The sequence below is a fragment of the Pantoea ananatis PA13 genome (genome assembly GCF_000233595.1).
GTDB lineage: Bacteria > Pseudomonadota > Gammaproteobacteria > Enterobacterales > Enterobacteriaceae > Pantoea > Pantoea ananatis.
In genome coordinates, this window is the sequence record NC_017554.1 from 2,032,441 (window position 1) to 2,047,126 (window position 14,686).

A 14,686-nucleotide genomic window follows, 5' to 3' on the forward strand; every position below is an offset into this window, starting at 1 on the left:
GCCAGCGTGAACCTGTCTTCACGCTGGCCGTAAAGTTCCGCACGTCCGGGCCGATAAACAGAATCGAATTGCTAATGAATGAGGTTTCTATGTTTAGTCGAGTACGTGTTGTCTCCGGTCTTCTCTGTGTATTGGCACTGTTCGCGCTACTGCAAATTTTTTCGGGTGGCGTGTTCTATAAGACGGTGACAGAAGATAAAGAAAATTTTGCCTATAACCAACGTCTGAGTACGCTTCAACGCGCCATGGGCACCTCTTGGGTCGCACTGGTACAGGCGCGAAATACCTTAAACCGCGCCGGGATCCGTTATTTGCAGGATGGGCAAATGGCCGGCTCAGGTGCCACCGTTAAAGAGCTGGTGGCGCTGGCAGATAGTGAATTAAAGCGTGCGGAAGAAGGCTATGCCATGTTCAATGCCAATCTTTCTGAGAAAGGCAAAAGTGCAGAAAACGTACTGACGCTGCAGGCAAACTATAAGCAATTCCATGACGGACTCGCGGAACTGATCGTATTTCTTGGCAACGGTAACTTTAAAGGGTTTGTAGACCAGCCGACGCAGAGCTATCAGGACAAATTCCAGAAAGACTACGATGCCTGGCTTAACTACAACCTTCAACTCAGTCAGCAGGGCGTGGATGCCAACAATGCCGCCTATCAACGCATGATTATGCTGGTTGTAGGGACGCTGTTGGTCACGCTGTTGGTGATTGTGCTGGTCTGGAATCTGATGCGCAGCCTGCTTATTCGACCGCTCAAAGAGAGCATTGAACATATTCAGCACATCGCAGGCGGCGATCTCACGCAGCCCATCAACATTAGCGTACGTAATGAAATTGGCGATCTGCTGACCTCGCTGCAGGACATGCAACGTTCTCTGGTGCGCACCGTCAGCACCGTGCGAGACGGCGCAGATGCAATTTATACCGGGGCCAGCGAAATCGCCGTCGGTAATAACGATCTTTCTTCCCGAACCGAACAGCAGGCGGCATCGCTGGAGCAAACGGCGGCCAGCATGGAAGAACTTACCGCGACCGTAAAACAAAATGCGGAAAATGCCCGTCAGGCTTCAAAGCTGGCGCTGAATGCCTCTGAAACCGCGCAGCAGGGCGGCAAAGTCGTTGATGGCGTGGTCACGACCATGAAAGAAATTGCCGGCAGCTCACGGAAAATTGCGGACATTATCAGCGTCATTGATGGTATCGCTTTCCAGACCAACATTCTGGCGTTGAACGCAGCGGTTGAAGCCGCGCGAGCTGGCGAACAGGGACGAGGCTTTGCCGTGGTAGCTGGTGAGGTTCGTAACCTGGCCCAGCGCAGCGCACAGGCGGCAAAAGAGATTAAAGGCCTGATTGAAGACTCCGTTGGTCGCGTTAACACCGGCTCAGTGCTGGTTGAGAGCGCGGGCGATACCATGAATGAGATCGTCAGTGCGGTGACGCGCGTGACCGACATCATGGGTGAAATTGCTTCTGCGTCGGACGAACAGAGCCGTGGTATCGACCAGGTCGGTCAGGCGGTGACCGAGATGGATCGCGTAACACAACAGAACGCCTCGCTGGTGGAAGAGTCTGCTGCAGCCGCCGCGGCGCTGGAAGATCAGGCCAGTAACTTAAAACAAGCGGTTTCTGCCTTCAATATTGGTAAAGAAATTGTCACGCAGGCCGTTAACAAGACTACGGCGGCAAAAAATTTACGTTTAGAAAGTCCGTCAGAAGGCATTCGCCAGCCATCACCGCGCGGTGATGAGAACTGGGAAACCTTTTAATTGCCTGGATGGCCCAGCCGCTGAGACGCGGTTGGGCGTAGCAGCAGATGTTCAACAGGTTTAGTTCAGGCCAGGTGCAAAGATGAAGAAATCGACGTTATTAGATCAACCGGAAGCGACGACGCTGCTGTCACAAATGGTGCAGCGTCTGCCCCTGTCCGATACCCATTTTCGCCGTATCAGCCAGCTCATCTATCAGCGTGCAGGTATCGTGCTGGCCGATCACAAGCGCGAGATGGTTTACAACCGTCTGGTTCGTCGTCTGCGCACGCTGAATATCGATGATTTTGGTCGCTATCTGGCCCTGCTGGAAAATGATCCAAACAGTGCTGAGTGGCAGGCGTTTATTAATGCGTTAACCACTAACCTGACAGCGTTTTTCCGCGAGGCGCATCATTTTCCAATCCTTGCGGAGCATGCACGTAAACGTCAGGGAAATTTTAGCGTCTGGAGTACGGCAGCGTCCACCGGCGAAGAACCTTACTCTATCGCGATTACGTTGGCTGAAACCTTAGGCATGGGACCGGGTAAATTCCAGGTACATGCCAGCGATATCGATACCCAGGTTTTGGAGAAAGCCGTGGCGGGTGTTTACCGCCAGGAAGAGCTGCGTACGCTGTCGCCCGCGCAGTTACAGCGTTTCTTTTTACGCGGTACAGGTCCACATGCTGGCATGGTTCGTGTCCGTTCCGAACTGGCGAACATGGTGAACTATACCCAGCTTAACCTGCTGGCAAATGACTGGGCCTTACCGGGACCGTTCGATGCGATCTTCTGCCGCAACGTAATGATCTATTTCGATAAAGAAACACAAGAAAAAATTCTACGTCGTTTTGTTCCTCTGCTTAAGCCCGGCGGCATTCTCTTTGCCGGACACTCAGAGAACTTCAGCCAGATTAGTAAAGAGTTTTGGCTGCGTGGGCAAACCGTGTATGGACTGACGAAGGAAAGATGATGAGCAAAATTACCGTGATGTGCGTAGATGACTCTGCGCTGATGCGGCAACTGATGACCGAAATCATCAACAGTCATCCTGATATGGAAATGGTGGCTACGGCCCCGGATCCGTTAGTGGCACGCGATCTGATTAAACAGTTTAATCCGCAGGTGTTAACGCTGGATGTTGAAATGCCGCGCATGGACGGCCTGGACTTTCTTGAAAAACTGATGCGTTTACGGCCCATGCCCGTGGTCATGGTGTCATCCCTGACGGGACAGGGCTCCGAAATCACGCTGCGCGCGCTGGAGTTAGGTGCGATCGATTTCGTGACGAAGCCGCAGTTAGGTATTCGTGAAGGCATGCTGGCCTACAGCCAGATGATTGGCGACAAAATTCGCGCGGCGGCCCGGGCGCGCCTGCATGTTCGTAACGTTATGCCCGCGCCGGTCACGCTGAAAGCCGGCCCGTTGCTGAGTAGTGAAAAGTTGATTGCCATTGGTTCATCAACCGGTGGCACAGAGGCGATTCGCCACGTTTTACAGCCGTTACCGGCCACCAGTCCGGCACTGCTGATTACGCAACATATGCCACCGGGCTTTACCCGATCATTTGCCGAGCGGCTGAACAAGCTATGCCAGATAACGGTGAAAGAAGCGGAAGATGGCGAGCGTATTCTTCCCGGCCATGCCTACATTGCGCCTGGCGCAATGCACATGGAACTGGGGCGCAGCGGGGCGAACTACGTGGTGAAGCTGAATGAAGGCCCCCCGGTTAACCGGCATAAACCTTCAGTGGATGTCTTGTTTAAATCGGTTGCGATTAACGCCGGGCGTAATGCCGTCGGCGTCATCCTGACCGGTATGGGTAACGATGGGGCAGCAGGCATGCTGGAAATGCATCGTGCCGGCGCCTGGACCATCGCGCAAAATGAAGCAAGTTGTGTCGTTTTTGGCATGCCACGCGAGGCGATAGCCAGCGGCGGCGTGAGCGAAGTAGTAGATTTAAGCAACATCAGCCAGCACATGCTGGCGAAAATTAGCGCCGGACAGGCATTGCGTATATAACCAGGCCCGTCCTGCCGGGCGAGATAACACAGGAGTAGATATGGCTGATAAAAACATGCGCTTTTTGGTAGTGGACGACTTCAATACGATGCGTCGTATTGTACGTAACCTGCTGAAAGAGCTTGGTTTCAATAACGTAGAAGAAGCGGAAGACGGCGTTGATGCGCTAGGCAAGCTGAAAGCAGGTGGTTTCGATTTCGTTATCTCTGACTGGAACATGCCAAATATGGATGGCCTGCAACTGCTGCAGACTATTCGTGCCGATGCTGCCATGGCGAGCCTGCCAGTTTTAATGGTGACGGCAGAAGCGAAGAAAGAAAACATTATTGCTGCCGCTCAGGCGGGTGCAAGCGGCTATGTAGTCAAGCCGTTTACTGCAGCCACGCTTGAAGAAAAGCTGGGCAAAATTTTTGAAAAACTGGGTATGTAAGGAGATGTGATGAGCGACCTTCCGAAATCAGCTGAGCAAGCCGCGGCACACGATATCATTTCCCGCATCGGTTCACTGACCCGCATGCTGCGTGACAGTCTGCGTGAGCTGGGGCTGGATCAGGCCATTGCAGAAGCTGCTGAAGCCATTCCTGACGCCCGCGACCGTCTGGACTATGTAGTGCAAAAGACCGCTCAGGCGGCCGACAGGGCGCTGAACAGCGTCGAAGCAGCGCAACCGCACCAGGACAAAATGGAAGCGGGCGCGATTGCGCTGAAAGGACGCTGGGATGCGTGGTTTGAAAATCCAATTGAACTTGCCGACGCGCGGGAGCTGGTGACGGATACGCGTGAGTATTTAGGGGAAGTGCCTACGCACACCTCTTTTACTAACAAGCAGTTGCTCGACATCATGATGGCGCAGGATTTCCAGGACCTTACTGGTCAGGTCATCAAGCGCATGATGGATGTGATCCAGGAGATCGAGCGCCAGCTGTTGATGGTGCTGCTGGAAAACATGCCAGAAGTGAGCGCCGAGAAACGTCAGGTTGGCACAACGCTGCTCAATGGCCCGCAGGTAAACGCTGCTGCGCCGGGCGTCGTGGCGAATCAGGACCAGGTTGATGACCTGCTGGACAGCCTGGGTTTCTAACCGCGAGTCTGTCTGGTCATCGCCGATCCGTTAACGGTTGGCGATTGCCGCCCCTTCTAAGATGGCCTGTTTCTGACAGGCCACTTCTCTTTTCTCTTTTGCCATCCGTGAAAGAGCGCGCATTTTTCACGTTTTATCCACGCTTTAACCAAACCCAAATTTGGCATTCTATGCTCAGAATTCCTGCCAACCGAGGTTTGTGGTGTCAGAAAATAGCGACGAAGAAAAAACAGAATCGCCCACGGCCCACCGACTTGAGAAAGCACGTGAAGAAGGCCAGATTCCGCGTTCGCGCGAGTTGACCTCATTACTGATGCTGTTAGCCGGCATCATGATTTTATGGGTCGGCGGTGCCATGATGGCCCACCGGCTGGCCGCGATGGTGTCAACCGGATTACGATTTGACCATGCCATGGTGACCGATGACAAAATCATCATTGCGCATGTGGGCAATCTGATTATGCAGGCCATTGCGGCGCTGCTCCCGCTGCTGGGCGGGCTGGTTCTGGTCGCGATTGCCTCGCCAATGCTGCTGGGCGGCGTGGTGATCAGTGGAAAATCCATTAAGGTCGATTTTGGCAAACTGAACCCGCTGTCTGGTTTAAAGCGTATGTTTGCCGCTCAGGCCTGGACCGAACTGTTTAAAGGCATCCTGAAGACTATTCTGGTCGGTTGTGTTGCAGGCTGGTACGTCTGGAGCCACTGGCCCGATATGCTGCGTCTGATTGCCGAATCACCGACAACGGCACTGATTCACGGCATGGATATGATTGCCATCTGCTGCTCGCTGGTCATGCTCGGGTTGATCCCCATGGTGGGCTATGACGTTTTCTGGCAACTGTACAGCCATTTTAAAAAGCTGCGCATGTCGCGTCAGGAAATTCGTGATGAACACAAACAGCAAGAGGGTGATCCGCACGTGAAAGGGCGCATCCGCCAGCAGATGCGCGCAGCCGCCCGACGTCGCATGATGGCCGATGTTCCCAAAGCCGATGTTATCGTCACCAACCCAACGCACTACTCGGTTGCCTTGCAATATAACGAGAAAAAGATGAGCGCGCCGAAGGTCATCGCCAAGGGCGCAGGGGATATTGCCTTACGCATTCGTGAACTGGGCGCGGAACACCGTATTCCGGTTCTGGAAGCGCCGCCACTGGCGCGTGCGCTGTACCGACATACTGAAATTGGACAACACATTCCGGGTGCGCTCTATGGCGCCGTCGCGGAAGTGCTGGCCTGGGTCTGGCAGCTACGTCGCTGGAAGCGCGAAGGCGGCCTGATCCCGGTAAAACCTAAAGACCTGCCGGTCCCGGCAGAGATGGACTTTGCAGGAGAGAACACAAACGATGGCTAATCTGGCCGCTAAATTACGCCTACCGGGCAACTTCAAAGATATGCAGTGGCAGGTGCTTGCTGGCCCGGTACTGATCATCATGATTTTATCGATGATGGTTCTGCCGTTACCGCCATTCATCCTTGATCTGTTGTTCACCTTCAACATCGCCTTGTCGATCATGGTGCTGCTGGTGGCGATGTTTACCCAGCGCACGCTGGAGTTTGCGGCGTTTCCAACCATCCTGCTGTTTTCGACCTTGCTGCGCCTGGCGCTTAACGTTGCCTCAACCCGTATCATTTTACTGGACGGCCACACCGGGGCCGCCGCCGCCGGACGGGTGGTGGAAGCCTTTGGCCACTTCCTGGTCGGGGGCAACTTTGCCATCGGTATTGTGGTGTTTATCATCCTGGTGATTATCAACTTTATGGTTATCACCAAAGGTGCCGGCCGTATCGCTGAAGTGGGCGCGCGCTTTGTTCTTGACGGGATGCCCGGTAAGCAGATGGCCATCGACGCCGACCTGAATGCCGGTCTGATCGGTGAAGATGAAGCGAAACGCCGCCGTGCTGAAGTCACCCAGGAAGCCGACTTCTACGGTTCAATGGACGGTGCCAGTAAGTTCGTACGTGGTGATGCCATCGCCGGCATTTTGATCATGGTAATCAACGTGATTGGCGGGCTGTTGGTCGGTATCGTGCAGCACGGCATGGATGCAGGTCATGCGGCAGAAACCTATACGTTGCTGACTATCGGTGATGGTCTGGTTGCTCAGATCCCGGCGCTGGTTATCTCGACTGCGGCGGGTGTTATTGTGACGCGCGTGGCAACCGATCAGGACGTCGGCGAGCAGATGGTTGGCCAGCTGTTTAAAGATCCTCGCGTACTGATGCTGAGCGGCGGCGTAATCGGATTGCTGGGCCTGGTGCCGGGCATGCCGAACTTCGTTTTCCTGCTGTTTACGGCGGCCTTACTGGGGCTGGCATGGTGGTTACGCGGCCGCGAAATGCAGCCGAAAAAGAGTGTCGAATCACCCAGCAGCCTCACCAAATCTATGGAAACACCCGCATCGGCCGAAGCGTCCTGGACCGATGTACAGCTGGAAGATACCCTGGGAATGGAAGTGGGCTATCGCCTGATTCCGATGGTCGACCATAATCAAAACGGTGAACTGCTGGGGCGTATCCGCAGTATCCGTAAGAAGGTGGCGCAGGACGTCGGCTTCCTGCCACCGGTGGTGCATATCCGTGACAATATGGAATTACCGCCGGCCCGCTATCGCATTTTGATGAAGGGCGTAGAAATTGGCAGTGGTGACGCGTATCCGGGGCGCTGGATGGCGATTAACCCCGGCACCGCAGCGGGCACCTTGCCGGGTGAAGCCACCGTCGATCCGGCGTTTGGCCTGGCGGCCGTGTGGATTGATGGCGCGCTGAAAGAGCAGGCCCAGATCCAGGGCTTTACCGTGGTCGAAGCCAGTACGGTGGTGGCAACCCATCTTAATCATCTGATAGGTCAGTATGCCAGCGAGCTGTTTGGTCGCCAGGAGGCGCAACAGCTGCTAGATCGCGTCTCGTCTGAAATGCCTAAACTGACTGAAGATCTGGTGCCGGGCGTCATTACCCTGACAACCCTGCATAAAGTGCTGCAAAACCTGCTGGTGGAGCGCGTCTCTATTCGCGACATGCGCACCATCATTGAAACGCTGGCAGAGCACGCGCCGGTTCAAAGCGATCCGCAGGAGTTGACCAGCGTGGTGCGTGTCGCGTTAGGTCGCGCAATCACCCAACAATGGTTCCCGGGCAACGGTGAAGTTCAGGTTATTGGCCTGGATGCTACGCTGGAGCGCCTGTTACTGCAGGCTCTGCAGGGCGGTGGTGGGCTGGAGCCGGGCCTTGCCGATCGTCTGCTGGCCCAGACGCAGGAAGCCTTACAGCGTCAGGAGATGATGGGCGCGCCGCCGGTCTTACTGGTAAACCATCCATTACGTGCGTTACTGGCGCGCTTCCTGCGTCGCAACATGCCGCAGCTGGTGGTGCTGTCCAACATGGAATTAAGCGACAATCGTCAGATTCGCATGACCGCCACCATCGGAGGCAAACAATGAGATCGATGATGCTGTTTGCACTGCTCCTGCCGCTGTCTGCCCAGGCCGCTGACGGCGCCTGGAGCGCCAGCGCGGCGGGCCCGCTGATGGCCAATCGCGGTAGCTGGCAATCCTCACTGCCCTTAACGCCGCCGGGCGACGTAAAAGGGGTAATGACTGTGGTGAACTGGCGCTATCAGCTCACCCGGCCTGCGCCATCGGGCCTGCAGGTCCGGCTTTGTGCGGCGCAGCGCTGTACCGAACTGGACGGTGCCAACGGCGCGACGCGGGGTCTGACCGGCGTGACCGCGGATGAAACATTGCATATGGTGTTTGGTTTCGCTGGAAGCGGCAGCTTACCGCCCGGGCTGAAAGTGGTCAGCACAGACGTGACGGTTAATTACCAGTAAGCCTGATTATTTCATTGTTAAGACAGACCGGCAGCGATCGTGCAGGCGTGCACGATCGCTCCCGGTCTGCATAATGAAGTCATTTTCGCATTGAATCAGTCTGTGCTTCGCAGCAGAAAACGAGAGATCAACCCGCCAGCCACACCGCCCACCATCGGCACCAGCCAGAACACCCACAGCTGCTGCAAGGCCCAGGTTCCCTGGAACAGCGCCATCGCCGTACTGCGCGCCGGGTTTACCGACGTATTGGTCACGGGGATGCTAATTAAATGAATGAGCGTTAAGGCCAGGCCAATGGCGATGGGCGCGAAACCCGCGGGCGCACGTTTTTCGGTCGCCCCCTGAATAATGATCAGGAAAAAGGCGCTGAGTAGCAGTTCAGTGACCACTGCTGCACAAAGGCTGTAGCCCCCGGGAGAATGTTCGCCAAAGCCGTTAGCCGCGAACCCGCTGGTGGTGGCATCAAAATCAGACTGACCACTTGCAATCACATACAGCACGGCCGCCGCCGCGATACCGCCCGCGACCTGCATAATGATATAGGGCAAAATGGCCTGATATCCGATACGGCCGCCCGCCCATAAACCCAGCGTGACGGCAGGATTAAAATGGCCGCCCGAAAGATGACCCACAGCAAAAGCCATCGTCAGTACGGCAAGGCCGAAAGCCAGAGCCACTCCGGCAAAGCCAATCCCGGTTTGCGGAAAGGTTGCCGCCAGCAGGGCGCTTCCACAACCCGCCAATACTAACCAGAATGTGCCGATGAATTCGGCAAACGCTTTTTTAATCATCAACTTAGTTTCCTTTCTCGTTAACAGGTCAAGACCTGATGAAATGCGGGCTTATAGTAGAGCGCGCGCATCAGAAAGGAATAACCCCATGATCTTACGCAGATAAACAGGACATTATGGCAGCATGGGCCAGTTTGTCCGTTGCTATGCATCATGATGTCTGGTTTTCAGGCGATAGCGGGCCGATTCATATCGTGGGCAGAGCAGGCGGCGAAAACAGCGGTCGCGGAAATCATGACGCGGCGGCGGGGAAGGCAGGGAAGGCAGGCGCCGGGCCACGGTGGGCACTCAGCGCCTGAAGAGGTTACATGCGATCGACGGTTTTGATACCCAGCGTGTCCAGCCCCAGTTTCAGGGTTTTGGCGGTCAGGGCAGCAATCTGTAACCGGCTCTGACGGGTCGCTTCATCTTCGGCCGCCAGAATCGGGCAATGCTCGTAGAAGCCGGAGAACAGGCCAGCCACGTCATAGAGGTACGCACACATCACATGCGGCGTGCCGTCACGGGCAACCTGAGTAATGACTTCTTCAAACTGCAGTAGGCGTGTAGCCAGCAGGGCTTCACGATCGTCCGTCAGGGTGATGTCGGCCTGAATCGCGTCGGCTTCAATACCGGCCTTACGGAATACCGACAGGACACGCGTGTAAGCGTACTGCATATAAGGCGCGGTGTTACCTTCAAACGCCAGCATGTTGTCCCAGTCAAAGATATAATCCGTGGTGCGGCTCTTTGACAGATCGGCATATTTTACAGCGCTGACGCCGACGACTTCCGCAAGTGCACGCCGCTCTTCTTCGCTCATCTCCGGGTTTTTTTCGCTGACCAGCGAGTAAGCACGATCGTAAGCTTCATCCAGTAGATCCGAAAGTTTGATGGTGCCGCCGCTGCGGGTCTTAAACGGACGACCGTCTTTACCCAGCATCATGCCAAATGCATGGTGCTCAAGCGGCACAGATTCAGGCACATAACCGGCTTTACGCACGATGGTCCACGCCTGCTGTAAATGCTGATGCTGGCGCGAGTCGATGTAATAAATCACCCGATCGGCATGCAGCGTTTCGTAGCGGTATTTGGCGCAGGCAATATCGGTAGTGGTGTAAAGATAGCCGCCGTCTTTCTTCTGAATGATGACGCCCATAGGCTCACCTTCTTTATTCTGGTATTCATCCAGAAAGACCACGGTCGCACCTTCGCTCTCTACAGCTAACCCTTTCGCTTTGAGGTCGGCAACAATACCCGGCAGCATGTCGTTGTAAAGGCTCTCGCCCATGACATCTTTGCGGGTCAGCGTGACGTTAAGGCGGTCATAGATATGCTGGTTCTGGCTCATGGTGATATCAACCAGCTTTTTCCACATCTGACGGCAGTAGTCATCGCCGCCTTGTAACTTCACCACGTAGCGACGTGCGCGCTCAGCAAATTCCGGATCTTCATCGTAGGTGCGCTTGGCTTCACGGTAAAACCCTTCTAAGTCAGCCAGCGCCATTTCGGCATGGTTTTCGTTCTGCTGTTTCTCAAGGAAAGCTATCAGCATACCGAACTGCGTTCCCCAGTCGCCAACGTGGTTGGCACGGATGACGTTATGGCCCAGAAACGCCAGAGTGCGGACAGCGGCATCACCAATAATGGTGGAGCGGACGTGGCCGACGTGCATTTCTTTCGCGACGTTCGGGGCAGAGTAATCTACGACGATAGTCTGAGGTTCAACGCGGGCGACGCCGAGTCGCGGATGCTGCAGGGCATTCCTGGCATGTTCTGCCAGCCAGCCACGATCGAGAAAGATGTTAATAAACCCGGGTCCGGCAATCTCAACCTTGCTGGCAATACCGGTAAGATCCAGATGTTGAATAACAGTTTCAGCTAATTGTCGCGGCGCCTGGCCCAGTTTTTTAGCCACGGCCATGATGCCGTTTGCCTGATAATCACCAAACTGAACTTTGGCCGACTGGCGAACCTGAGGTTCGCAATCGGAGGGAGCACCAGCCAGCACCATAGCCTGACTGACTTTTGCGGAAAGAAGCGCCTGAATATTCACCGGGTTACCTTACATATGCTAAGAAAAGCACGCTGACAGCGCAGCGCGCTTCATCCTCATTCTGCCGGAGGCGATAACCAGAGTCATCACCAGGCAGAACGGAAAAAAATGAGGGGAAAAGTATACGTGAATTGTCAGCTTGAGTCAGTAACTGGATAAACGCGGAGAAACAGAGCTGAGAATGTTTCCGAAAGGATTAGCGGCGGCGCGCGCGGCGCGCATTTTTAACGCTTTTGTCTTCTCGCACCTTCCAGTGGCGCGCAAGGGCAAATCCCATCAGTGCGATCAATGTTGCCACTACGATGAGCATAGTCATAAAAACTTTCCTTATAATGGTATTGATGCAAATTTATAAGAAAGGTGACGCGGCTGCAATCATGTTGGCGGTAAATGGGAATTGTCTTATGGCATTAATTAACGTCAATTTAAACAGATGGTTAGGTGGTTTTTGTCAACTTAAGGGTGGATCTAAAAAGAAGATAAGTCTGAATTGAAAGCGTAATTTATCTGCTTTAATGGAAAAGAATCACGCAAATAAGATGAATCTCACCATTATGTCGTTTAGGATTTAATGCTAACAATGAGTTACGATATTTAAGTCTGTAAATTTTAGAGGGGCAGAGGCAACCGTGAGCACCACCTTTCCATCAGAACTGGACGATTTACGCGAAGATTTGGCCGCTTTCGAACAACGGTTACAAAGTTTTTCACAGCGACTCGGATTAGATAATGCCGGACTCGATGTCGATCATGTCGCGGTTCGCTGTCACCAGAACACCACCGCCGAACGTTGGCAGCAGGGTCTGGCGAAAATGGGCCAGCAATTTTCGGCAGCGATGATCAATGGTCGTCCTGTCTGCCTGTTCAAACTGCATCAGCCGCTCCAGATTGCCGGCTGGCATATCGACGTGGTGGAGTTACCCTGGCCCGGCGAGAAACGCTATCGCCATGAAGGCTGGGAGCATGTGGAAGTGGTATTAAGGGGCGAGCCAGAAACGCTTGGGATGCGAGCAATGGCGTTGCTGTCCGACCATGCGCTGTCCCAACCCGGTATTTCGTTCAAGACCAGCTCGCCAAAAGGGGAAAATGAACGTTTGCCTAATCCTACCCTCGCAGTAACCGACGGGGAAACCACGATAAAGTTTCACCCGTGGAGCCTGGAAGAGATCGTGGCCAGTGAGCAGTCCTAACCCAAGGCGTCAACCGCGCGTTTAAGCCGCTTTGCCGCTTCTTCCAGCAGCGCGCGTGGGCAACCGAAGTTGATACGCACGAAACGATCATCGCCAAAATCGCGACCCGGTGAGAAACCCAGCCCGTACTTTTCAAAATAGAGTGCCGGGCTGGCAACCGGCAATGCGCTGGCATCAATCCAGCCGAGATAGCTGCCTTCTGGTGACACCATCGAGAGTCCGGGGAGCGCATTGACCTGTTCAACCAGCCAGTCACGATTACCGCGCAGATAGTCCAGCTGTGCATCAAGCCAGTCATCATTGTCGCGCCAGGCAACCTCTGCGGCCACCAGTGCCAGAATATCAACCGAGGGAACGATGCCCTGGCGGACGGCGTTGAAACGTTCACGCAGTGCCGGGTCAGGGATGATGGCGACGGATGCGCCCAGGCCTGCGATGTTAAAGGTTTTCGAGGGCGAAAGCAGCGTGACGCTGCGCCGGGCGGCATCGTCGCTCAGGGAGGCGAACGGGATGTGTTGCAGGCCCTGTGTTAACAGCAGGTCGCAATGGATTTCGTCAGAACAGACAATCAGGTCGTGCTGCTGGGCAAACGCCAGCTGGGCCTCCAGCTCTTCCCGGCGATAAACCGTACCGCCAGGATTCTGGGGATTACACAGCATCAACAGCTTTTTGTCCTGCATTTTCCCTTCGGCCGCGCTCAGGTCCATGACCCAGCGCCCGTCCTGTAATATTAATGGCAGACTCAGCTGGTCGCGTTCCGCCAGTTTTGCGGCAGAGCGAAAAGGGGGATAAATCGGTAAGGGCGCCACGGTACCTTGCGGTGGCTGAGTAAAGGCGCGGACCGACAGATTTAAGCCGCAGACAACGCCGGGCAAGACAACAACCCATTCGGGATCGACCTGCCAGTGATAACGTGATGCACAGCGGGCGATAAGGGCCGCAATCAACCCCTGGGGCTTATCGCCATAGCCGAAAACGCCGTGGTCAACGCGGGCTTTAATGGCTTCAATGATACGCTCAGGCGATCGGAAATCCGTATCGGCGACCCACAGTGGCAGAATATCCTGACCCGCATATTTGTGCCATTTAAGACTATCACTGTGACGGCGGTCTATCCGTTGGTCAAAATTGAATGTCATAGTTAGTTTTCCACGTAAACTGTTCTAAGGGATAAGCGTACCTGACGAATTTGGCGTGAACAGGAAGCCATGTAAAGGAGAAGACAATGACGACACTGGAAATTTGTTGCTATGGGGTGGATTGTGCATTAACCGCCCAGCAGGCGGGAGCCGATCGCATAGAGCTTTGCGCCGCGCCGCGTGAAGGCGGGCTGACGCCTTCTGCAGGCATGCTGGAGGTCGCCCGTCGTGACATTTCAGTTCCGGTGCATCCTATTGTTCGCCCTCGCGGTGGCGACTTTTGCTATTCCAGCCGTGAATTTGAAACGATGAAGTCAGACGTGGCGCGTATCCGTGAGCTGGGTTTTCCCGGCATCGTTCTGGGCATGCTGGATGAAGATGCCAATATCCATGCCAGTCAGATGCGACAAATCATGGCCCTGTGCGACGGGATGGCGGTGACTTTTCACCGCGCCTTCGATCTGTGCCATCGGCCCAAGCGTTCGCTTGATGTGCTGACGGATTTTGGCGTCAGGCGCATCCTGACATCTGGCCAGCAACAAAGCGCGGAAAACGGAATTGCATTATTGAGGGAACTTAATGAATACAGCGCAGGTCCAATCATTATGGCCGGTGCTGGCGTTCGCCTCAGCAACCTGCAAAAGTTTCTGGATGCGGATATTCGCGAGGTACACAGCTCGGCCAGCCACCTTGTGGCATCCCCGATGCGCTACCGTAAAGTGGGTGTTTCCATGTGTTCCGAAGCCGAAATTGATGAGTTCAGCCGCTACTGCGTCGATGGCGATGTCGTTGAGGCAATGAAAAGTGTGATGCAAATGAATACCGCCCGGGTGGCTTGACTCATGACCAGT

Annotated in this window: 13 protein-coding genes; 10 read left to right on the forward strand and 3 right to left on the reverse strand. The window is 54.8% G+C overall.

Translation table 11 applies throughout. The features are described 5' to 3' along the window. Nucleotides 1–89 precede the first annotated feature (89 nt). From PAGR_RS09595 to flhE, 8 genes are all read left to right on the forward strand, one after another. Nucleotides 90–1,766 (forward strand): methyl-accepting chemotaxis protein, encoded by a 1,677-nt coding sequence (locus PAGR_RS09595; protein WP_014605659.1) that lies wholly within the window; start codon nt 90–92, stop codon nt 1,764–1,766. Between the two features lie 82 nt (nt 1,767–1,848). Continuing rightward, nucleotides 1,849–2,721, forward strand: coding sequence for a protein-glutamate O-methyltransferase CheR (gene cheR / locus PAGR_RS09600; RefSeq protein WP_013026103.1), 873 nt, complete (start codon nt 1,849–1,851; stop codon nt 2,719–2,721). Next, nucleotides 2,721–3,770, forward strand: a complete 1,050-nt coding sequence (locus PAGR_RS09605) for a protein-glutamate methylesterase/protein-glutamine glutaminase (protein WP_014605660.1) — start codon at nt 2,721–2,723, stop codon at nt 3,768–3,770. The genes cheR and PAGR_RS09605 overlap by 1 nt, the downstream gene beginning before the upstream one ends. 40 nt (nt 3,771–3,810) lie before the next feature. Next, complete coding sequence (gene cheY, locus PAGR_RS09610) at nt 3,811–4,200, forward strand: chemotaxis response regulator CheY (protein WP_013026101.1); 390 nt, start codon at nt 3,811–3,813, stop codon at nt 4,198–4,200. Nucleotides 4,201–4,209: 9 nt separating this feature from the next. Then, nucleotides 4,210–4,851 carry a protein phosphatase CheZ gene (gene cheZ / locus PAGR_RS09615; protein WP_014593904.1) on the forward strand — a complete coding sequence of 214 codons (642 nt, stop codon included), beginning with the start codon at nt 4,210–4,212 and terminating at the stop codon, nt 4,849–4,851. 202 nt (nt 4,852–5,053) lie between these two features. Continuing rightward, the gene (gene flhB / locus PAGR_RS09620) at nt 5,054–6,205 is read left to right on the forward strand and encodes a flagellar biosynthesis protein FlhB (protein ID WP_014605661.1); all 1,152 of its coding nucleotides are present in this window, start codon (nt 5,054–5,056) and stop codon (nt 6,203–6,205) included. Further along, complete coding sequence (gene flhA / locus PAGR_RS09625) at nt 6,198–8,291, forward strand: flagellar biosynthesis protein FlhA (protein WP_014593902.1); 2,094 nt, start codon at nt 6,198–6,200, stop codon at nt 8,289–8,291. The genes flhB and flhA overlap by 8 nt, the downstream gene beginning before the upstream one ends. Then, nucleotides 8,288–8,680, forward strand: a complete 393-nt coding sequence (flhE, locus tag PAGR_RS09630; RefSeq protein ID WP_014605662.1) for a flagellar protein FlhE — start codon at nt 8,288–8,290, stop codon at nt 8,678–8,680. Before flhA ends, flhE begins: the two co-directional genes overlap by 4 nt. A 95-nt stretch (nt 8,681–8,775) precedes the next feature. Here the strand turns inward: flhE and aqpZ are convergent, their stop codons facing one another. After that, entirely contained in the window at nt 8,776–9,471 is a 696-nt protein-coding gene (aqpZ, locus tag PAGR_RS09635) for an aquaporin Z (RefSeq protein ID WP_014605663.1), read from the reverse strand. Nucleotides 9,472–9,775: 304 nt separating this feature from the next. Beyond that, the gene (argS, locus tag PAGR_RS09645) at nt 9,776–11,506 is read right to left on the reverse strand and encodes an arginine--tRNA ligase (RefSeq protein WP_014605664.1); all 1,731 of its coding nucleotides are present in this window, start codon (nt 11,504–11,506) and stop codon (nt 9,776–9,778) included. 629 nt (nt 11,507–12,135) lie between these two features. Between argS and PAGR_RS09650 the strand changes: the two genes are divergently transcribed. Further along, the gene (locus tag PAGR_RS09650; RefSeq protein ID WP_013026094.1) at nt 12,136–12,696 is read left to right on the forward strand and encodes a VOC family protein; all 561 of its coding nucleotides are present in this window, start codon (nt 12,136–12,138) and stop codon (nt 12,694–12,696) included. Here PAGR_RS09650 and PAGR_RS09655 read toward each other — a convergent pair. After that, nucleotides 12,693–13,835, reverse strand: a complete 1,143-nt coding sequence (locus PAGR_RS09655) for a MalY/PatB family protein (RefSeq protein ID WP_013026093.1) — start codon at nt 13,833–13,835, stop codon at nt 12,693–12,695. The genes PAGR_RS09650 and PAGR_RS09655 overlap by 4 nt on opposite strands. Nucleotides 13,836–13,921: 86 nt before the next feature. Between PAGR_RS09655 and cutC the strand changes: the two genes are divergently transcribed. Continuing rightward, complete coding sequence (gene cutC, locus PAGR_RS09660) at nt 13,922–14,674, forward strand: copper homeostasis protein CutC (protein WP_014593898.1); 753 nt, start codon at nt 13,922–13,924, stop codon at nt 14,672–14,674. Nucleotides 14,675–14,686 lie beyond the last annotated feature (12 nt).